General features: G+C 55.6%; 16 protein-coding genes. 12 read left to right on the plus strand and 4 right to left on the minus strand.

Annotated features, from left to right (window positions below):
• Positions 1-12: 12 nt before the first annotated feature.
• Genes kdpB through kdpF form a run of 3 tightly spaced genes read right to left on the minus strand, consistent with a single transcriptional unit; the run spans position 13 to position 3,849 of the window.
• Positions 13-2,061, minus strand: a complete 2,049-nt coding sequence (kdpB, locus tag B9Y90_RS10660; protein WP_039291210.1) for a potassium-transporting ATPase subunit KdpB — start codon at positions 2,059-2,061, stop codon at positions 13-15.
• A 13-nt stretch (positions 2,062-2,074) separates the two neighbouring features.
• On the minus strand, positions 2,075-3,760 hold the full coding sequence (kdpA, locus tag B9Y90_RS10665; protein ID WP_085541212.1) for a potassium-transporting ATPase subunit KdpA: 1,686 nt from the start codon (positions 3,758-3,760) through the stop codon (positions 2,075-2,077).
• A complete protein-coding gene (gene kdpF, locus B9Y90_RS10670) occupies positions 3,760-3,849 on the minus strand; it encodes a K(+)-transporting ATPase subunit F (RefSeq protein ID WP_008456132.1) in 90 nt (29 codons plus the stop codon). The genes kdpA and kdpF overlap by 1 nt, the downstream gene beginning before the upstream one ends.
• Positions 3,850-4,162: 313 nt before the next feature.
• On the opposite strand from kdpF, the gene B9Y90_RS10675 reads away from it, so the two are divergent.
• The 6 genes from B9Y90_RS10675 to nei all read left to right on the plus strand — a co-directional run bounded on the left by B9Y90_RS10675 (position 4,163) and on the right by nei (position 9,149).
• The gene (locus B9Y90_RS10675) at positions 4,163-4,369 is read left to right on the plus strand and encodes a YbfA family protein (RefSeq protein WP_039291213.1); all 207 of its coding nucleotides are present in this window, start codon (positions 4,163-4,165) and stop codon (positions 4,367-4,369) included.
• Between the two features lie 205 nt (positions 4,370-4,574).
• Positions 4,575-5,984, plus strand: a complete 1,410-nt coding sequence (gene phrB, locus B9Y90_RS10680) for a deoxyribodipyrimidine photo-lyase (RefSeq protein WP_085541213.1) — start codon at positions 4,575-4,577, stop codon at positions 5,982-5,984.
• Between the two features lie 15 nt (positions 5,985-5,999).
• Complete coding sequence (locus B9Y90_RS10685; protein ID WP_085541258.1) at positions 6,000-6,743, plus strand: type 2 GTP cyclohydrolase I; 744 nt, start codon at positions 6,000-6,002, stop codon at positions 6,741-6,743.
• Between the two features lie 13 nt (positions 6,744-6,756).
• Positions 6,757-7,413, plus strand: coding sequence for a 5-oxoprolinase subunit PxpB (pxpB, locus tag B9Y90_RS10690; protein WP_085541214.1), 657 nt, complete (start codon positions 6,757-6,759; stop codon positions 7,411-7,413).
• Positions 7,407-8,339 carry a 5-oxoprolinase subunit PxpC gene (pxpC, locus tag B9Y90_RS10695; RefSeq protein WP_039291218.1) on the plus strand — a complete coding sequence of 311 codons (933 nt, stop codon included), beginning with the start codon at positions 7,407-7,409 and terminating at the stop codon, positions 8,337-8,339. Before pxpB ends, pxpC begins: the two co-directional genes overlap by 7 nt.
• Before the next feature lie 18 nt (positions 8,340-8,357).
• Entirely contained in the window at positions 8,358-9,149 is a 792-nt protein-coding gene (gene nei / locus B9Y90_RS10700) for an endonuclease VIII (RefSeq protein ID WP_085541215.1), read from the plus strand.
• Positions 9,150-9,194: 45 nt separating this feature from the next.
• Here the strand turns inward: nei and B9Y90_RS10705 are convergent, their stop codons facing one another.
• The gene (locus tag B9Y90_RS10705; protein WP_008456139.1) at positions 9,195-10,481 is read right to left on the minus strand and encodes a citrate synthase; all 1,287 of its coding nucleotides are present in this window, start codon (positions 10,479-10,481) and stop codon (positions 9,195-9,197) included.
• A gap of 645 nt (positions 10,482-11,126) precedes the next feature.
• On the opposite strand from B9Y90_RS10705, the gene sdhC reads away from it, so the two are divergent.
• The 6 genes from sdhC (at position 11,127) to odhB (ending at position 18,682) form a co-directional block, all read left to right on the plus strand.
• On the plus strand, positions 11,127-11,531 hold the full coding sequence (sdhC, locus tag B9Y90_RS10720; protein WP_039291221.1) for a succinate dehydrogenase cytochrome b556 subunit: 405 nt from the start codon (positions 11,127-11,129) through the stop codon (positions 11,529-11,531).
• The gene (sdhD, locus tag B9Y90_RS10725; RefSeq protein ID WP_008456141.1) at positions 11,525-11,872 is read left to right on the plus strand and encodes a succinate dehydrogenase membrane anchor subunit; all 348 of its coding nucleotides are present in this window, start codon (positions 11,525-11,527) and stop codon (positions 11,870-11,872) included. Before sdhC ends, sdhD begins: the two co-directional genes overlap by 7 nt.
• Positions 11,872-13,638 carry a succinate dehydrogenase flavoprotein subunit gene (sdhA, locus tag B9Y90_RS10730; protein ID WP_008456142.1) on the plus strand — a complete coding sequence of 589 codons (1,767 nt, stop codon included), beginning with the start codon at positions 11,872-11,874 and terminating at the stop codon, positions 13,636-13,638. Before sdhD ends, sdhA begins: the two co-directional genes overlap by 1 nt.
• Positions 13,639-13,653: 15 nt before the next feature.
• A complete protein-coding gene (sdhB, locus tag B9Y90_RS10735) occupies positions 13,654-14,370 on the plus strand; it encodes a succinate dehydrogenase iron-sulfur subunit SdhB (protein ID WP_085541216.1) in 717 nt (238 codons plus the stop codon).
• 262 nt (positions 14,371-14,632) lie between these two features.
• Positions 14,633-17,440: a 2-oxoglutarate dehydrogenase E1 component gene (sucA, locus tag B9Y90_RS10740; protein ID WP_039291224.1), complete on the plus strand. Its 2,808-nt coding sequence runs from the start codon at positions 14,633-14,635 to the stop codon at positions 17,438-17,440.
• Between the two features lie 15 nt (positions 17,441-17,455).
• Positions 17,456-18,682, plus strand: a complete 1,227-nt coding sequence (gene odhB, locus B9Y90_RS10745) for a 2-oxoglutarate dehydrogenase complex dihydrolipoyllysine-residue succinyltransferase (RefSeq protein WP_085541217.1) — start codon at positions 17,456-17,458, stop codon at positions 18,680-18,682.
• Positions 18,683-18,690: the final 8 nt, after the last annotated feature.

Genomic DNA, 18,690 nt, shown 5'->3' on the forward strand with positions numbered 1-18,690 from the left:
GTTCTTTTCCTCTTAGACCAGACCGAGCACGGTCAGGATCACGTCAATCACTTTGATACCAATAAACGGCACGACGATACCGCCCAGGCCATAGATCCACAGGTTGCGGCGCAGCATCGCGGCAGCGCTCAGCGGCTTGTAGCTAATGCCTTTTAGCGCCAGCGGGATGAGGCAGATGATGATCAGCGCATTGAAGATCACCGCGCTCAAAATGGCCGAAGCAGGGGAGTGCAGGTGCATCACGTTCAGCGCGTTGAGCTGCGGGTAAGTCACCGCAAACGCCGCCGGGATAATGGCGAAGTATTTCGCCACGTCGTTAGCAATACTGAAGGTGGTCAGTGACCCGCGAGTCATCAGCATTTGCTTCCCGATGTGAACCACTTCAATCAGCTTGGTCGGGTTAGAGTCCAGGTCAACCATGTTCCCGGCTTCTTTCGCTGCCTGAGTCCCGGAGTTCATGGCTACCGCTACGTCGGCCTGTGCCAGGGCAGGAGCGTCGTTGGTACCGTCGCCGGTCATCGCCACCAGACGCCCTTCGGCCTGATACTGGCGAATCAGCGCCAGTTTGGCTTCCGGCGTGGCTTCGGAAAGGAAGTCATCCACCCCGGCTTCGGCGGCGATCGCCGCGGCGGTCAGACGGTTATCCCCGGTGATCATTACCGTTTTGATGCCCATCTGGCGCAGCTGTGCAAAGCGCTCTTTAATGCCGCCTTTCACGATATCTTTCAGCGCAATCACGCCCAGAACATTAGCGCCTTCGGCAACCACCAGCGGCGTACCGCCCTGGCGGGCCACGCCTTCAACAAGCGTGTCGACCTGAGCCGGGAAGTGGCCGTTGTTCACTTCTACGTGGCGGCGAATGGCATCCACGGAACCTTTACGGATCATGCGATCCTGAATGTTGATGCCGCTCATACGGGTTTGCGCGGTAAACGGCACAAACGTTGCCTGCAGGTTCTGTACGTCGCGTTCGCGCAGGTTAAAGCGCTGTTTTGCCAGCACCACGATGCTGCGGCCTTCTGGCGTTTCATCCGCCAGTGAGGCCAGTTGTGCAGCATCGGCCAGCTCTTTTTCATCCACGCCAGGGGCAGGGAGGAAGGCTGAGGCCTGGCGGTTACCGAGCGTGATGGTGCCGGTTTTATCCAGCAGCAGGACGTCGATATCCCCGGCGGCTTCTACCGCACGGCCGCTGGTGGCGATCACGTTCGCACCCAGCATACGGCTCATCCCGGCCACGCCGATGGCGGAAAGCAGGCCGCCGATAGTGGTTGGAATCAGGCAGACGAGCAGGGCTACCAGCACGGTGACGCTAGCCGCCTGGCCGCCGTAGGCAGAGAACGGCCACAGGGTTGCGGTCGCCAGCAGCAGGACAATTGTCAGCGCTACCAGCAGGATAGTCAGGGCGATTTCGTTCGGCGTTTTACGACGCTGGGCGCTTTCCACCATGGCAATCATGCGGTCGAGGAAGGTTTCCCCTGGGTTAACGCTGCACTGGATGACCAGCCAGTCAGACAGAATGCGCGTCCCGCCGGTCACCGAGGCAAAGTCGCCGCCGGATTCACGGATAACCGGGGCGGATTCCCCGGTGATAGCGCTTTCATCTACTGATGCGCCACCTTCAAGGACTTCGCCATCGCAAGGGATGATGTCCCCGGCTTCCACCAGCACGACGTCGCCTTTACGCAGATCGGCGGCCGGAACGTGGTCCACCTGAGCATCATGCTGCGGGCTGCGCAGTTTGCGTGCCCAACTGGTTTTTTTCACCCCTTTCAGGCTGTTCGCTTGGGCCTTACTGCGACCTTCTGCCAGCGCTTCAGCAAAGTTGGCGAACAGCACGGTAAACCACAGCCACAGGCTGATGGCTAGTGTGAAGAGGGCATCCCCCTGCTGCAGGCCAGTGAACATCGCTATCCCAAGCAGGGTAGTGATGATGCTCCCCACCCAGACGATGAACATCACCGGGTTACGCCACTGCACTTGCGGGGCGAGCTTTTTAAAAGAATCAATTAGCGCCTGACGGATCAGACCAGGTTCAAACAGCGCCTGTTGCTTGCGACTCATGGAAGCCTCGTAATCAGAAATTAACCAGAGAAAGGTGTTCCGCAACCGGGCCTAAAGCGAGGGCGGGGATAAAGGTCAGGGCGCCAACCAGCAGCACTGTCCCAATCAGTAAACCGATAAACAGCGGGCCGTGCGTTGGCAGCGTACCGATGCTGACGGCCTGGGATTTTTTCGCAGCGAGGGAACCGGCAATCGCCATTACCGGGATAATCACCCCGAAGCGCCCAATCCACATGCACACGGCCAGCAGCATGTTCCAGAACGGCGTGTTGGTGCTCAGCCCTGCGAAGGCGCTGCCGTTATTGTTCGCGGCGGAAGAAACCGCATACAGCACTTCGCTGAAGCCGTGAATCCCAGGGTTTGCCATGCCGCTGCGGCCAGCTTCCGTCATCATCGCCAGCGCGGTGCCGAGTAGCACTAGGGCTGGGGTGATAAGAATGGCCAGAGAGGTCATCTTCATTTCCGGCACGTCGATTTTCTTACCCAGGTATTCCGGGGTACGCCCAATCATCAGCCCGGCGATAAATACGGCCAGCAGCACGAACAACAGCATGCCGTACAGGCCAGCGCCTACGCCGCCGAAGACCACTTCGCCAATCTGCATCAACCACATTGGCACCATGCCGCCCAGCGCCGTAAAGGAGTCATGCATGGCGTTGACTGCCCCGCAGGATGCGGCGGTAGTAATGACCGCAAACAGGCTGCTGTTCAGAATGCCGAAGCGGCTCTCTTTACCTTCCATGTTGATGCTGCTGTTCGCACCCAACTGGATAAAGTGCGGGTTGCCCTGCAGCTCGGCCCACATTACCACCACCACGCAGACCACGAAGATGATGGTCATTGCCCAAAGCAGCGCGCGTCCCTGACGGCGGTCGCCCACGGCTTCACCAAAGGCGAAGCAGAGCGCGGCCGGGATTAGGAAGATGGAAACCATCTGCACGAAGTTGGTCAGCGCAGTTGGGTTCTCAAACGGGTGAGAGGAGTTAGCGTTGAAGAAGCCACCGCCGTTGGTACCCAGCATTTTTATCGCTTCCTGAGAAGCCACTGGCCCCATCGGCAACAGGTGCTGAACGCCTTCGATAGTGGTGTAAGGCTGGTAAGCAGAGAAGTTCTGCAGCGAGCCCTGGCTGATAAAGAACAGCGCCATCACCAGCGAGATCGGCAGCAGGATGTACAGCGTGATGCGGGTTAAATCGACCCATGCGTTGCCCAGCGTGCTGGTGGAATGGCGAGAAAAACCACGAATCAGCGCAAACACCACGGCAATGCCGGTTGCGGCGGAAACGAAGTTTTGTACCGTCAGACCCACCATCTGGCTGAAGTAGCTCAGCGTGGTTTCGCCGCCGTAAGACTGCCAGTTGGTGTTGGAGACAAAACTGACGGCAGTGTTCAGCGCCAGGTGCCAGGAGAGGCCCGGCAGATGCTGCGGGTTAAGCGGCAAGCTGTCCTGGAACAGCAGCATCGCGAACAGCAGGATCAGCCCGAAAACGTTAAATGCCAGAATCGCCATCAGATAGCGTTTCCAGCCCATTTCTTCACCTTTGCTGCCCATCAGGGACCACAAAAACGGCTCAATGCGGCCCACAATCGGCAGCGGTTCGCCGTCAATCAGTCGTGCCAGCACGGCGCCCAGCGGTTTCGCAAGGGCAAAGAGCACCAGCAGGAAGCTGGCGATCAGTAAAAATCCGGACGCAGCCATTAAAACGCCTCCGCTTTAATCAGGGCATAAACCAGGTAACCCAACAGCAAGAAGACCAGCACGATGCCGGTTATGACGCCTGCACTCACAATCCACCTCCAACGGTGCGTTAAGCATTTCGCGGCAGAATAGGATTTCGGGTGAAAAGATGTCGTAAAAGTCCGGGGGCGGGGTGTAAAAAAAGTATAAAAATGGCAAAAGCCATTAGTTAACTAATGGTTAGTATTTATTTAACCATTTTGTAACTTAATTACAGGTGAAAAGATAAATAGCGCACAAAAAAGCGCATTTATCTGGTCGGAGGAGTAGTAAACTTTCAAACAATGAGATAGTATTTTGACCAGATAACAAGTTTCGATTTTCCGACATGCGGTGTCGGTCACACATTATGAGGAGAAGCCTATGTCTTTATACAAAGAATACCCTGCGCATCAGGTCATCCTGCGTCGCACCTTAGCCGTCGCTGCCGGTGTGTTGGCGCTGCCTGTGATGCTGTTCTGGAAAGATCGTGCGCGTTTTTACAGCTACCTGCACCGCGTGTGGTCCAAAACCAGCGACAAGCCGGTATGGATGGCGCAATCCGAAGCTGGTGCCTTCGATTTTTACTAAAAGCTGAATCGATTTGACGAAAGCTACCTCCGGGTAGCTTTTTTGTTGCCTGCGTCTTGCTACACTTAGTTAACAACTTAGACGCGGGCAGTCAGAGATGTCGCTTAGTCTGGCATTGGCATTCTTCTGCCCGGAATAATTTCGCAATGTTGAACCGTCATCTAAGCGTACTGGAGACGGTCAGGCAATTAATCCAGGGAGAGTTATGCCCACCCATCTGGTCTGGTTCCGCAACGATCTACGCATTCACGATAACTACGCCTTACACGCCGCCTGCCGTAATCCCGATGCAAAAGTCATCGGAGTTTTTGTCGTGACGCCCGAACAGTGGCGGCAGCACGTCATGGCACCAAAACAGGCCGAGTTCATCTTTGAGCATTTACGGGCATTGGGCCATGCCCTGGCCGGGCGTGGGATTGAACTTCATATCCAACAGGCTGCGGATTTCGCCGCATCGGTAGACTGTATAAAAGCGTTTTGCGCTGAACAAAAGGTCGACGCGCTTTTTTACAACTACCAGTATGAAGTCAACGAGCATGCCCGTGACGCCGCGCTGGAAAAAGCCCTGGACGTGGACGTTACCGTGCAGGGATTTGATGACAGCCTGCTGCTTGCGCCGGGCAGCGTCACTACCGGTAACCACGAGATGTATAAAGTCTTTACCCCGTTCAGCAAGGCGTTTATTCGGCGTTTGCAGGAGGGGTTGCCTGAATGCGTGCCTGCGCCAAAAGCACGTGGAGAGTGTGACTTCAAAGAACGCTTTGCGTTTGATATGCCCCGTGAGGCGTTTGACCGTGAACTCTTCCCGGTGGGTGAGCCGGAGGCTATCGGCATGCTACGTAAGTTTTGCCTGCAGCCCGCGGCCGATTACCCGGAACAACGTGATTTCCCGGCGATAGAAGGTACCAGCCGGCTGTCGCCTTATCTGGCCACCGGCGTTTTGTCTCCGCGCCAGTGCCTGCATCGCCTGCTAAAAGAACACCCTAAAGCGCTGGAGGGCGAGGCCGGAGCGACCTGGCTCAACGAACTCATCTGGCGTGAATTTTACCGCCATCTGATGGTTGCGTACCCGAAGCTTTGCCGTCACCGGCCGTTTATCGCCTGGACTGATAAAGTTCGCTGGAGCGGGAATGAGGCGTGGCTTGAAGCCTGGCAGCAGGGTAAAACGGGTTACCCGATTGTCGATGCGGCGATGCGGCAACTGAACCAAACGGGCTGGATGCATAACCGTTTACGCATGGTCGTGGCGAGCTTCCTGGTGAAGGATTTACTGATCGACTGGCGCCAGGGCGAGCGCTATTTTATGTCTCAACTGATTGATGGCGATCTGGCGGCGAACAACGGTGGCTGGCAGTGGGCGGCCTCTACGGGCACCGACGCCGCGCCTTATTTTCGCATTTTTAACCCGACAACTCAGGGCGAACGCTTTGATGCTGAAGGGGATTTTATTCGCCACTGGCTACCTGAACTGAAAACTGTGCCTGGGAAACAGATTCATTCGCCGTGGGCCTGGGCCGATAAACAAAAGCAAACGCTGGACTACCCGCGCCCGATTGTTGACCATAAGCAGGCCCGACTGAATACGCTTGCCGCTTATGAAGCAGCAAGAAAATAACCGAAGAGAATAATGATGAAAAACAGTGAACTGGAACGCCTGATTAATGACAAGCTGAACAGCGCGGCAATCAGCGATTACGCCCCGAATGGCCTGCAGGTTGAAGGCCGGGAAGAGATCCGCAAGATTGTCACCGGCGTTACCGCCAGCCAGGCGCTGCTGGACGAGGCCGTGCGCCAGCAGGCCGACGCGGTGATCGTCCACCACGGTTATTTCTGGAAAAACGAATCGCCGGTGATCCGCGGCATGAAGCGCAACCGCCTGAAAACGCTACTGACGAACGACATTAACCTTTACGGCTGGCATTTACCGCTTGATGCCCATCCACGGTTGGGGAATAACGCCCAGCTTGGCGCGCTGCTGGGGATTGAAACGAAAGGGGAAGTTGAGCCGCTGGTGCCGTGGGGCGAGTTCCCGACGCCGCTTTCCGGCGTGGAGCTGGCTTCCTGGATTGAAATGCGCTTAGGCCGCACGCCGCTGTGGTGTGGAGACACCGGCCCGGATCAGATTCGCCGAGTGGCGTGGTGTACCGGCGGTGGGCAAGGCTTTATCGATAGCGCGGCACGCTTTGGTGTGGATGCGTTTATTACCGGCGAGGTTTCCGAACAGACGATTCACTCCGCCCGCGAGCAGGGGCTGCATTTCTATGCAGCGGGTCACCATGCCACCGAGCGGGGCGGGATCCAGGCGCTTAGCGACTGGCTAAACAGCGAAACCGATCTCGACGTTATCTTTATCGACATCCCTAATCCAGCCTGATACCGGAGGGCCTGTGCAACGAGCTCGCTGTTATTTATTGGGTGAAAAAGCGGTGGTTCTTGAACTGGAGCCGCCCGTCAGACTTACCAGCCAGCAGCGCATTTGGGGGCTGTTGCAGCGCCTGAATGCCTCTGACGAGGTGAGCGAGGCCATTCCTGGCATGAATAACATCACCGTGGTGCTGAAAGATCCCCAGCGGTTAGCGCTGGATGGCATTGAATGGCTCCAGCGCTGGTGGGAAGAAAGCGAGGCTGTCGTCCCCACGCCTCGTCAGATAGAGATTCCGGTAGTTTACGGCGGTGAGGTGGGGCCCGATCTTGATGCCGTAGCTCGGCACAATAACTTAACGCCTGAGCAGGTCGTCGCCCTGCATTCCGGCGCGGAGTACATCGTCTACTTCCTTGGTTTCCAGCCGGGGTTTGCTTATCTGGGGGGGATGCCTGATGTCCTTGCCACGCCGCGCCGTGCAGAGCCTCGACTGCAGGTTGCTGCCGGCTCTGTAGGCATTGGCGGCAGTCAAACCGGTATTTATCCGCTGGTGACGCCGGGAGGCTGGCAAATCATCGGCCGCACTTCACTCCATTTGTTCAACCCCAACGGCTCATCACCCACTTTATTGTTGCCGGGTGACTCTGTGCGTTTCGTCCCGCAACAGGGGGGCATATGCTGAATATTATTCGCGCCGGGATACAAACCAGCGTGCAGGATACGGGCCGTGAAGGGCATCGCCATTTGGGCGTGAGCCGCTGCGGCGCGCTCGATACACCCGCTCTCTCAGTCGCCAATTTACTGGTCGGGAATGCGCCTGACGCCCCCGCACTGGAAATCACGCTAGGGCAGTGCGTGATTGAATTCGGGCGTAGCGGTTGGTTTGCGCTTACCGGAGCTGGCTGCCATGCGGAACTGGATGGCAACGCCGTTTGGACGGGCTGGCGATTACCGGTCAAAAAAGGTCAAAGGTTGACGCTGAAAAAACCTGCGCACGGTATGCGCAGCTACCTTGCCGTCGACGGTGGCCTGGATGTTCCAGAAGTGATGGGGTCATACAGCACCGATCTTAAAGCCGGCATCGGCGGCCATCATGGCCGTTTGCTGCGGGATGGTGACCGTTTATCTCTGCGTAAACCTCAGCGTAAATTTCAGCATCCTCGCGGCGTTAAGCAACTGCTTTGGGGAAATCGTATTCGTGCCGTGACCGGGCCGGAGTATCAGGAGTTCAGCCAGGCGTCGCAGGAGTGTTTCTGGCGTCTGGCCTGGCAAATTAGTCCGCAGAGTAATCGGATGGGCTATCGGCTTCAGGGACCGGAACTGGCGCGGACGACCCAGCGTGAAATGCTGTCCCATGGCCTGCTGCCGGGCGTGATTCAGGTGCCGCATAACGGCCAGCCGATTGTGCTCATGAACGATGCCCAGACAACCGGCGGCTATCCTCGCATTGCCTGCGTGATTGAGGCCGACCTTTATCACCTGGCTCAAGTCAGACTGGGGGAACCCATTCATTTTGTGCCGTGTACGCTGGCGGAGGCGCTAAAAGCGCGCCGTGAACAGGCGATTTATCTCGAGCAAATCGCCTGGCAACTGGCACAGGAAGCGTAACGTTTCAGGGAGTTTAGTATGCCGGAAGGACCGGAGATTCGCCGTGCGGCGGATAAGTTGGAAGCTGCCGTGGGCGGGGAACCGTTAACCGAAGCCTGGTTTGCTTTTGAAGAGCTAAAGCCGTTTGAGGCGATGCTGGTGGGGAAAACCATCGATCGTATCGAGACCCGGGGGAAAGCGATGCTGACGCATTTTTCCAACGGTTTAACGTTGTATAGCCATAACCAGCTCTACGGCGTATGGCGAGTGGCTGACGCAGGTAAAGTAGCAGAAACGAACCGCGTGCTGCGTGTCAGGCTGCAAACAGCTAAAAAAGCCATTTTACTGTACAGCGCCTCGGACATCGAAATCCTCGATCAAGGGCAGCTTGAGCAACAGCCTTTCTTGCAGCGCGTTGGGCTGGATGTATTGGACGAGACACTGACTGTGGACCAGGTAAAAGCACGTTTGCTGTCGCCGAAGTTTCGTCGTCGGCAGTTCAGTGGGTTACTGCTCGATCAAGCTTTTCTTGCTGGTCTGGGGAATTATCTGCGCGTGGAAATCCTTTGGGAGGCGGAGCTTGCGCCGCAGCACCACGCGGAGGATTTAAGCGAAGCTCAGGTTGAGCGGTTAGCGACTGCTTTACTGGCGATTCCGCGGCTTTCTTATCGGACGCGAGGCCAGGGAGACGAGAACAAACATCACGGGGCTGTGTTCAGTTTTAGGGTGTTTCACCGGGCGGGTGAACCGTGCGAACGGTGTGGTGGGATTATTGAAAGAATCAATCTCTCTTCAAGGCCTTTTTACTGGTGCCCTCGCTGTCAGAAATAAAAAAACGCGCCACAGGGCGCGTTTTTTACTCAGAAAGCGAAAAGATTACTTTTTGAGGTCGGATTTGAAATCACGTTTGTCGTAGCCAGTGTACAGCTGACGTGGACGGGCAATTTTGATGCCGTCGTCGTGCATTTCGTTCCAGTGTGCAATCCAGCCCACGGTACGCGCCATCGCGAAGATAACGGTAAACATGGAGGAAGGAATGCCCATCGCCTTCAGGATGATGCCGGAGTAGAAGTCTACGTTCGGGTAGAGTTTCTTCTCGATGAAGTACGGGTCGTTCAACGCGATGTGTTCCAGCTCCATCGCCACTTCCAGCAGGTTGTTATCCTTCAGGTTCAGCTCTTTCAGCACTTCGTGACAGGTTTCACGCATCACGGTGGCACGCGGGTCGTAGTTTTTGTACACGCGGTGGCCGAAGCCCATCAGGCGGAACGAGTCGTTCTTGTCTTTGGCACGACGGATAAATTCTGGAATGTGCTCCACAGTACTGATTTCTTCCAGCATCTTCAGTGCAGCTTCGTTCGCGCCGCCGTGAGCCGGTCCCCACAGGGAAGCGATCCCCGCCGCGATACACGCAAATGGGTTAGCGCCGGAAGAGCCTGCGGTACGCACGGTTGATGTCGATGCGTTTTGCTCATGGTCAGCGTGCAGGATCAAAATACGATCCATTGCGCGTTCCAGAATTGGGTTAACTTTGTATTCTTCGCACGGCGTGGAGAACATCATGTTCAGGAAGTTAGCCGAGTAGGAGAGGTCGTTGCGTGGGTAAACAAACGGCTGGCCAATCGAATACTTGTAACACATTGCCGCTACGGTTGGCATTTTTGAGAGCAGGCGGAATGCCGCGATTTCACGGTGACGTGGGTTATTTACGTCAAGGGAGTCGTGGTAGAACGCCGCCAGCGCACCGGTTACGCCGCACAGCACGGCCATCGGATGCGAATCGCGACGGAAGCCGTGGAACAGACGGGTGATCTGCTCGTGAATCATGGTGTGGCGGGTAACGGTGGTTTTGAATTCGTCGAACTGTTCCTGAGTCGGTTTTTCACCGTTCAGCAGGATGTAGCACACTTCCAGGTAGCTGGATTCGGTGGCCAGTTGGTCAATCGGGAAACCGCGGTGCAAAAGAATGCCTTCGTCACCGTCGATATAAGTGATTTTAGATTCGCAGGATGCGGTAGAGGTGAAACCTGGGTCAAAAGTAAATACACCTTTAGAACCAAGACTACGGATATCAATTACATCCTGACCTAGCGTGCCCTTTAGCACATCAAGTTCGAGAGCATCGTCACCATTAAGGGTGAGGTTTGCTTTAGTATCAGCCATTTACGGTCTCCTTAGCGCCTTATTTCATAAGACTGCCGGGCGTCCGATTTGCATTCGAACCCACAATGGTTGGTTACCAGTTTTTTAATTGGCTCGCGGCTCTGTTTAGAGGAGTACAACCAGGGTACAGAGCGATGGGCGCTTGCAGGTAACACTCGCTTTGAGGGCGAAACTACAGCAAATCAGCGTCTTAGCAATCAGTATCATTCAAACCTGTATATCACTAATAACTGTCCTGATCTCTCGGGTCAATACCCATCCACTGTTACATAACTATTACTCAGGTGAAAGGCTGACCCTATAACTTTTGCGAATTATACGGCTTTTCTGGCCCTGTTTGTAACAAGAATGTTTAACTTTTGTCAAATCAGATGATTAAAATTTAAAATAATGTTGTTATCGTGATCCTGCTCACTGTTCCGAGCAAAACCCTTCAAACATTATGTGGGTTAATTGTAATGATTTTGTGAAGAGCCTATACTGCCGCCAGGTCTCCGGAACACCCTGCTACCGGGAGCCACCCAGCGTTGTAGCCAGATCTCTGGCCTCTGGATGTAGCTGTTTTTTGCATGACGCACAGTTATAGAAAGTTAGCGCTGTCTGACCCCGAATGCAGATCCGGAGGAAGGAAACAATAAGAAGAGCATGTGGGCGCTATTCATGATAAGAAACGTGAAAAAACAACGACCTGTCAATCTGGACCTGAAAACGATCCGGTTCCCCGTCACTGCAATCGCTTCCATCCTCCACCGCGTTTCCGGCGTGATCACATTTGTGGCGGTCGGCATTCTGCTTTGGTTGCTGGGACTGTCACTCTCCTCCCCGGAAGGTTTTCTGACCGCGTCCGCCGTGATGAGCAGCTTTATCGTTAAATTTATAATGTGGGGCATTCTGACGGCTCTGGCCTATCACGTGGTGGTCGGTATCCGCCATCTGCTGATGGACTTTGGCTATCTGGAAGAGACCTTTGTAGCGGGCAAACGATCCGCACATATCTCCTTTGTTATTACTGTCGTGCTTTCAATTCTTGCAGGAGTCCTCGTATGGTAAGCAATGCCTCCGCATTGGGTCGCAATGGCGTGCACGATTATGTGCTGGTTCGCGCTACCGCCATCGTACTCACCCTGTACATCATCTACATGATTGGCTTCTTCGCTGTCACCGGCGAGCTGACCTACGACGTCTGGCACGGCTTCTTTGCCTCTGCCTTCACCAAAGTTTTCACCCTGCTGGCACTGTTCTCTATTTTGATCCATGCCTGGATTGGCATGTGGCAGGTGTTGACCGACTACGTCAAACCGCTGGCGATTCGCCTTCCTTTACAGCTGCTGATTGTTGTCGCGCTGTTGGTTTACGTCATTTATGGATTCGTTGTGGTGTGGGGTGTGTAATGAAACTGCCAGTCAGAGAATTTGATGCTGTAGTGATTGGTGCCGGCGGCGCAGGTATGCGCGCGGCGCTACAGATTTCCCAGAGCGGCCAGACCTGTGCGCTGCTTTCTAAAGTGTTCCCGACCCGTTCCCATACCGTATCCGCGCAGGGTGGCATCACCGTCGCGCTCGGTAATACCCATGAAGACAACTGGGAATGGCACATGTACGACACGGTAAAAGGTTCCGACTACATCGGTGACCAGGACGCCATCGAATATATGTGTAAAACCGGCCCGGAAGCGATTCTGGAACTGGACCACATGGGCCTGCCTTTCTCCCGTCTGGAAAACGGCACCATTTATCAACGCCCGTTCGGTGGCCAGTCGAAAGACTTCGGCGGCGAGCAGGCGGCACGTACTGCAGCAGCCGCTGACCGTACCGGCCACGCGCTGTTGCACACCTTGTATCAGCAGAACCTGAAAAACCACACCACCATCTTCTCCGAGTGGTATGCGCTTGATCTGGTGAAAAACGCCGATGGCGCGGTGGTTGGCTGTACCGCGCTGTGCATCGAAACCGGTGAAGTCGTTTACTTCAAAGCCCGCGCAACCGTGCTGGCAACCGGTGGTGCGGGCCGTATCTATCAGTCCACTACCAACGCCCACATCAACACCGGTGACGGCGTCGGTATGGCTATCCGTGCTGGCGTGCCGGTGCAGGATATGGAAATGTGGCAGTTCCACCCAACCGGTATCGCCGGGGCAGGGGTTCTGGTCACAGAAGGCTGCCGCGGTGAAGGCGGTTACCTGCTGAACAAACACGGCGAGCGCTTCATGGAGCGTTACGCCCCGAATGCGAAAGACCTGGCGGGTCGTGACGTGGTGGCGCGTTCCATCATGATCGAGATCCGTGAAGGCCGTGGCTGTGATGGTCCATGGGGTCCACACGCCAAGCTGAAACTCGATCACCTGGGTAAAGAAGTGCTGGAATCCCGCCTGCCGGGTATTCTGGAACTGTCCCGTACCTTCGCCCACGTCGATCCGGTGAAAGAGCCGATCCCGGTAATTCCAACCTGCCACTATATGATGGGCGGTATTCCGACCAAAGTAACTGGTCAGGCGCTGACCGTGAACGAGCAGGGCGAAGATGTGGTTATCCCTGGTTTGTTCGCCGTGGGCGAAATCGCGTGTGTTTCCGTACACGGTGCGAACCGTCTGGGCGGCAACTCTCTGCTTGACCTGGTGGTGTTCGGGCGTGCTGTTGGCCTGCACCTGCAGGAATCCATTGCCGAGCAGGGCGATCTGCTTGACGCAACCGACGCTGAAATCGACGCCTCCCTTGAGCGCCTCAACCGCTGGAACGGCAACCGTAACGGTGAAGATCCGGTGGAAATCCGCAAAGCGCTGCAGGAATGTATGCAGCACAACTTCTCGGTGTTCCGTGAAGGTGACGCGATGGCCAAAGGGCTTGAGCAGCTGAAAGCAATCCGTGAGCGCCTGAAAAATGCCCGTCTGGACGACACTTCCAGCGAGTTCAACACCCAGCGCGTTGAGTGTCTGGAGCTGGATAACCTGATGGAAACCGCTTACGCCACTGCGGTGTCGGCCAACTTCCGTACCGAGAGCCGTGGCGCACATAGCCGCTTCGACTTCCCGGAGCGTGATGACGAAAACTGGCTGTGCCATTCCCTGTATCTGCCAGAGACGGAATCCATGACGCGTCGTAGCGTCAACATGGAACCGAAACTGCGTCCGGCGTTCCCGCCGAAGATTCGTACTTATTAATGCGGAGACAGGACAATGAAACTCGAATTCTCAGTTTATCGTTATAACCCGGATGTAGACGACGCTCCGCGCATGCAGGATTACACCCTGGAAGCGGAAGAGGGTCGCGACATGATGCTGCTTGACGCTTTAATGCAGCTGAAAGAAAAAGATCCTAGTCTGTCCTTCCGTCGCTCTTGTCGTGAAGGGGTTTGTGGCTCTGACGGCCTGAACATGAACGGCAAAAACGGGCTGGCCTGTATCACGCCAATCTCGGCGCTCGGTAACGGTAAGCAGAAGATAGTCATCCGTCCTCTGCCTGGCCTGCCGGTGATCCGCGATCTGGTGGTAGACATGGGACAATTCTATGCTCAATATGAGAAGATTAAGCCTTACTTGTTGAATAATGGGCAAAATCCACCTGCTCGTGAGCATTTGCAGTCGCCTGAACAGCGTGAAAAACTGGATGGTCTGTACGAGTGTATTCTTTGCGCTTGCTGCTCGACTTCTTGCCCGTCGTTCTGGTGGAACCCGGACAAGTTTATCGGCCCGGCCGGTTTGCTGGCGGCGTATCGCTTCCTGATCGACAGCCGCGACACCGAAACGGACGCGCGTCTGGACGGCCTGAGCGATGCTTTCAGCGTATTCCGTTGCCACAGCATTATGAACTGCGTCAGCGTTTGTCCTAAGGGGCTGAACCCGACGAAAGCTATCGGCCATATCAAGTCGATGCTGTTGCAAAAAAGCGCTTAAGTTAGAAAAGTACCCTCTCCTCGTAGGGGAGAGGGTACAAATTGCAGGAAATCTTTAAAAACTGCCGACGATCTTCCCTTTCTCATGTAAGGGGAAGGGTTAGGGGAAACCCTTAAGACAGTTTCTAAAGGTTCCTTCGCGGGCCGCCCTCCACGGCAACAGGCTCGAAGAAAGTGAACCCTGGAACGTATACCTGTATACCCTACGGTGTGCGTTATAGTTATCCACGGCGAAATAAGCATAAAATGCTTAAGGGATCACGATGCAGAACGGCGCGATGAAGCCCTGGCTGGACTCTTCCTGGCTGGCGGGCGCAAACCAGTCCTACATAGAGCAGCTCTATGAAGACTTCTTAACCGATCCTGACTCTGTTGATGCGCACTGGCGCACCATGTTCCAGCAGTTACCTGGCACCGGAGCCAGACCGGATCAATTCCATTCAAAAACGCGTGATTATTTCCGTCGTCTGGCGAAGGATGCCTCACGTTACTCCACCGCAATCACCGATCCTGACACCGATGCCAAACAGGTAAAAGTGTTGCAGCTGATCAACGCCTGGCGTTTCCGCGGCCATCAGGCGGCTAAGCTCGATCCGCTTGGGCTTTGGCAGCAGGAAACGGTTGCCGATCTGGATCCGGCGTTCCATAACCTGACCGAAGAAGATTTGCAGCAGAGCTTCAACGTGGGATCGTTTGCCATCGGCAAAGAGACCATGAAGCTTGCCGACCTGATCGCTGCGCTGAAGCAAACCTACGGTGGGTCGATCGGTGCGGAATACATGCACATCACCAATACCGAAGAAAAACGCTGGATCCAGCAGCGCATCGAATCGGTAGCTGGTCGTTCAAGCTTTACTCAGGAAGAGAAAAAACGTTTCCTGAGCGAGCTGACTGCAGCAGAAGGTCTGGAACGTTACCTGGGTGCAAAATTCCCAGGCGCGAAACGCTTCTCGCTGGAAGGCGGCGACGCGCTGGTACCGATGCTCAAAGAGATGATTCGCCACGCCGGCAAGAGCGGCACGCGCGAAGTGGTGCTGGGTATGGCGCACCGCGGTCGTCTTAACGTACTGATCAACGTACTGGGTAAAAAACCGCAGGATCTGTTCGACGAATTTGCGGGCAAACATAAAGAACATCTCGGCACCGGCGACGTGAAGTACCACATGGGCTTCTCTTCCGATGTTGAAACCGAAGGCGGCCTGGTTCACCTGGCGCTGGCATTCAACCCGTCACACCTGGAAATTGTTAGCCCGGTGGTTATCGGTTCCGTGCGTGCGCGTCTGGATCGTCTGGATAAGCCAGGCAGCAACCAGGTATTGCCAATCACCATTCATGGTGATGCCGCAGTAGCCGGGCAGGGCGTAGTTCAGGAAACCCTGAACATGTCCAAAGCGCGTGGCTATGAAGTGGGCGGTACCGTGCGTATCGTTATCAACAACCAGATTGGCTTCACCACCTCTAACCCGCTGGATGCGCGCTCCACGCCATACTGTACCGATATCGGTAAGATGGTGATGGCGCCGATTTTCCACGTGAATGCGGATGACCCGGAAGCCGTAGCTTTCGTGACCCGTCTGGCGCTGGACTTCCGTAACACCTTCAAACGTGACGTGTTTATCGACCTGGTTTGCTATCGCCGTCACGGGCATAACGAAGCTGACGAGCCAAGCGCAACGCAGCCGGTGATGTACCAGAAGATCAAAAAACATCCGACCCCACGCAAGATCTACGCAGACAAACTGGAGCAGGACAAACTGGCCACGCTGGAAGATGCCACCGAAATGGTGAATCTGTACCGCGATGCGCTGGATGCCGGCGAATGTGTCGTGCAAGAGTGGCGTCCGATGAACATGCACTCCTTTACCTGGTCGCCGTACCTCAACCACGAGTGGGATGAAAGCTACCCGAATAAAGTTGAGATGAAGCGCGTTCAGGAACTGGCTAAGCGCATCAGCACCGTGCCGGAAGCCGTAGAGATGCAGTCCCGCGTGGCGAAAATCTACAGCGACCGTCAGGACATGGCGAACGGCAATAAACTGTTCGACTGGGGTGCAGCGGAAAACTTGGCTTATGCAACACTGGTGGATGAAGGCGTGTCCGTTCGTCTGTCCGGTGAAGATGCTGGCCGTGGGACCTTCTTCCACCGTCACGCTGTTATCCATAACCAGACCAACGGCTCTACCTATACACCACTGGCGCACGTTCACAACAGCCAGGGTATCTTCAAAGTCTGGGATTCCGTGCTGTCTGAAGAAGCGGTTCTGGCCTTTGAATACGGCTATGCCACGGCAGAACCTCGCACCCTGACTATTTGGGAAGCGCAGTTCGGTGACTTCGCCAACGGGGCACAGGTGGTGATTGACCAGTTCATCAGCTCCGGCGAGCAGAAATGGGGCCGTATGTGTGGCCTGGTGATGCTGCTGCCGCACGGCTATGAAGGGCAAGGTCCAGAGCACTCCTCCGCTCGTCTGGAGCGTTACCTCCAGCTGTGTGCCGAGCAGAACATGCAGGTTTGCGTGCCATCTACGCCGGCTCAGGTTTATCACATGCTGCGTCGTCAGGCGCTGCGCGGGATGCGCCGTCCGCTGGTGGTGATGTCACCGAAATCTCTGCTGCGCCATCCGCTGGCAGTTTCCAGCCTCGACGAACTGGCCAACGGCACGTTCCAGCCGGCAATTGGTGAGATTGACGAACTGGATCCGAAAGGCGTGAAGCGCGTTGTTCTGTGTTCCGGTAAGGTCTACTACGACCTGCTTGAGCAGCGCCGTAAGAATGAGCAGAAGGATGTGGCGATTGTGCGTATCGAGCAGCTCTATCCGTTCCCGCATCAGGCGGTACAGGAAGCGCTGAAGCCGTTCGCTCACGTACACGACTTCGTCTGGTGCCAGGAAGAGCCGCTGAACCAGGGCGCCTGGTACTGCAGCCAGCACCACTTCCGCGAAGTGATTCCGTTTGGGTCCGCTCTGCGTTATGCAGGTCGCCCGGCCTCCGCCTCTCCGGCGGTAGGGTATATGTCCGTTCACCAGAAGCAACAGCAAGATCTGGTTAATGACGCGCTGAACGTCGAATAAATTAAAGGATAAATAATGAGTAGCGTAGATATTCTAGTTCCTGACCTGCCTGAGTCCGTAGCCGACGCGACAGTGGCAACCTGGCATAAAAAACCGGGCGACAGCGTCAAACGTGACGAAGTGCTGGTTGAAATCGAAACTGACAAAGTGGTACTGGAAGTACCCGCGTCTGCGGACGGCGTTCTGGATGCAGTCCTGGAAGATGAAGGCACAACTGTGACCTCTCGTCAGATTCTGGGTCGCCTGCGTGAAGGCAACAGCGGCGGAAAAGAGTCCTCCGCAAAAGCTGACACCAAAGAGTCTACTCCGGCCCAGCGTCAGCAGGCTTCTCTGGAAGAGCAGAGCAATGATGCCCTCAGTCCGGCTATCCGCCGTCTGATCGCAGAGAACGACCTCGACGCCAGCGCTATCAAAGGCAGCGGCGTAGGTGGTCGTATCACTCGTGAAGATGTTGAAAAACACCTGAGCGAAGCGAAAGCGAAACAGCCTGCACAGGCGAAAGCTGCTGAAGCCGCTCAGGCACCGGTTGCGCCACTGGCTGGCCGCAGCGAAAAACGCGTACCAATGACCCGTCTGCGCAAGCGCGTAGCCGAGCGTCTGCTGGAAGCGAAAAACTCTACCGCCATGCTCACCACGTTCAACGAAGTGAACATGAAGCCAATCATGGAACTGCGTAAGCAGTACGGCGAAGCGTTTGAAAAACGCCACGGCGTGCGTCTGGGCTTCATGTCCTTCTACATTAAAGCGGTTGTTGAAGCGCTGAAACGCTATCCGGAAGTGAATGCTTCCATCGACGGCGAAGACGTGGTTTACCACAACTACTTTGATGTCAGCATCGCGGTTTCTACCCCGCGTGGCCTGGTGACTCCAGTGCTGAAAGATGTTGATACCCTGGGCATGGCCGACATCGAAAAACGCATCAAAGAGCTGGCGGTGAAAGGCCGTGACGGCAAACTGACCGTGGAAGAGCTGACCGGTGGTAACTTCACCATCACCAACGGTGGCGTCTTCGGCTCCCTGATGTCTACGCCAATCATCAACCCACCGCAAAGCGCGATCCTGGGCATGCACGCCATCAAAGATCGCCCAATGGCGGTGGACGGTAAAGTTGAGATCCTGCCGATGATGTACCTGGCGCTTTCTTACGATCACCGTCTGATCGATGGCCGCGAGTCCGTGGGTTACCTGGTAGCGATTAAAGAGCTGCTGGAAGATCCAACTCGTCTGCTGCTGGACGTGTAGTCGAACAA

The organism is Cedecea sp. NFIX57, from assembly GCF_900177785.1.
In the GTDB taxonomy this organism is placed as follows: Bacteria; Pseudomonadota; Gammaproteobacteria; order Enterobacterales; family Enterobacteriaceae; genus Cedecea; species Cedecea neteri_C.

Coding starts and splice junctions, on each gene's coding strand:
- kdpB (WP_039291210.1), bottom strand. CDS start 2,061: ATGAGTCGCAAGCAACAGGCGCTGTTTGAACCTGGTCTGATCCGTCAG.
- kdpA (WP_085541212.1), bottom strand. CDS start 3,760: ATGGCTGCGTCCGGATTTTTACTGATCGCCAGCTTCCTGCTGGTGCTC.
- B9Y90_RS10675 (WP_039291213.1), top strand. CDS start 4,163: ATGTCTTTATACAAAGAATACCCTGCGCATCAGGTCATCCTGCGTCGC.
- phrB (WP_085541213.1), top strand. CDS start 4,575: ATGCCCACCCATCTGGTCTGGTTCCGCAACGATCTACGCATTCACGAT.
- B9Y90_RS10685 (WP_085541258.1), top strand. CDS start 6,000: ATGAAAAACAGTGAACTGGAACGCCTGATTAATGACAAGCTGAACAGC.
- pxpC (WP_039291218.1), top strand. CDS start 7,407: ATGCTGAATATTATTCGCGCCGGGATACAAACCAGCGTGCAGGATACG.
- nei (WP_085541215.1), top strand. CDS start 8,358: ATGCCGGAAGGACCGGAGATTCGCCGTGCGGCGGATAAGTTGGAAGCT.
- B9Y90_RS10705 (WP_008456139.1), bottom strand. CDS start 10,481: ATGGCTGATACTAAAGCAAACCTCACCCTTAATGGTGACGATGCTCTC.
- sdhC (WP_039291221.1), top strand. CDS start 11,127: ATGTGGGCGCTATTCATGATAAGAAACGTGAAAAAACAACGACCTGTC.
- sdhD (WP_008456141.1), top strand. CDS start 11,525: ATGGTAAGCAATGCCTCCGCATTGGGTCGCAATGGCGTGCACGATTAT.
- sdhA (WP_008456142.1), top strand. CDS start 11,872: ATGAAACTGCCAGTCAGAGAATTTGATGCTGTAGTGATTGGTGCCGGC.
- sdhB (WP_085541216.1), top strand. CDS start 13,654: ATGAAACTCGAATTCTCAGTTTATCGTTATAACCCGGATGTAGACGAC.
- sucA (WP_039291224.1), top strand. CDS start 14,633: ATGCAGAACGGCGCGATGAAGCCCTGGCTGGACTCTTCCTGGCTGGCG.
- odhB (WP_085541217.1), top strand. CDS start 17,456: ATGAGTAGCGTAGATATTCTAGTTCCTGACCTGCCTGAGTCCGTAGCC.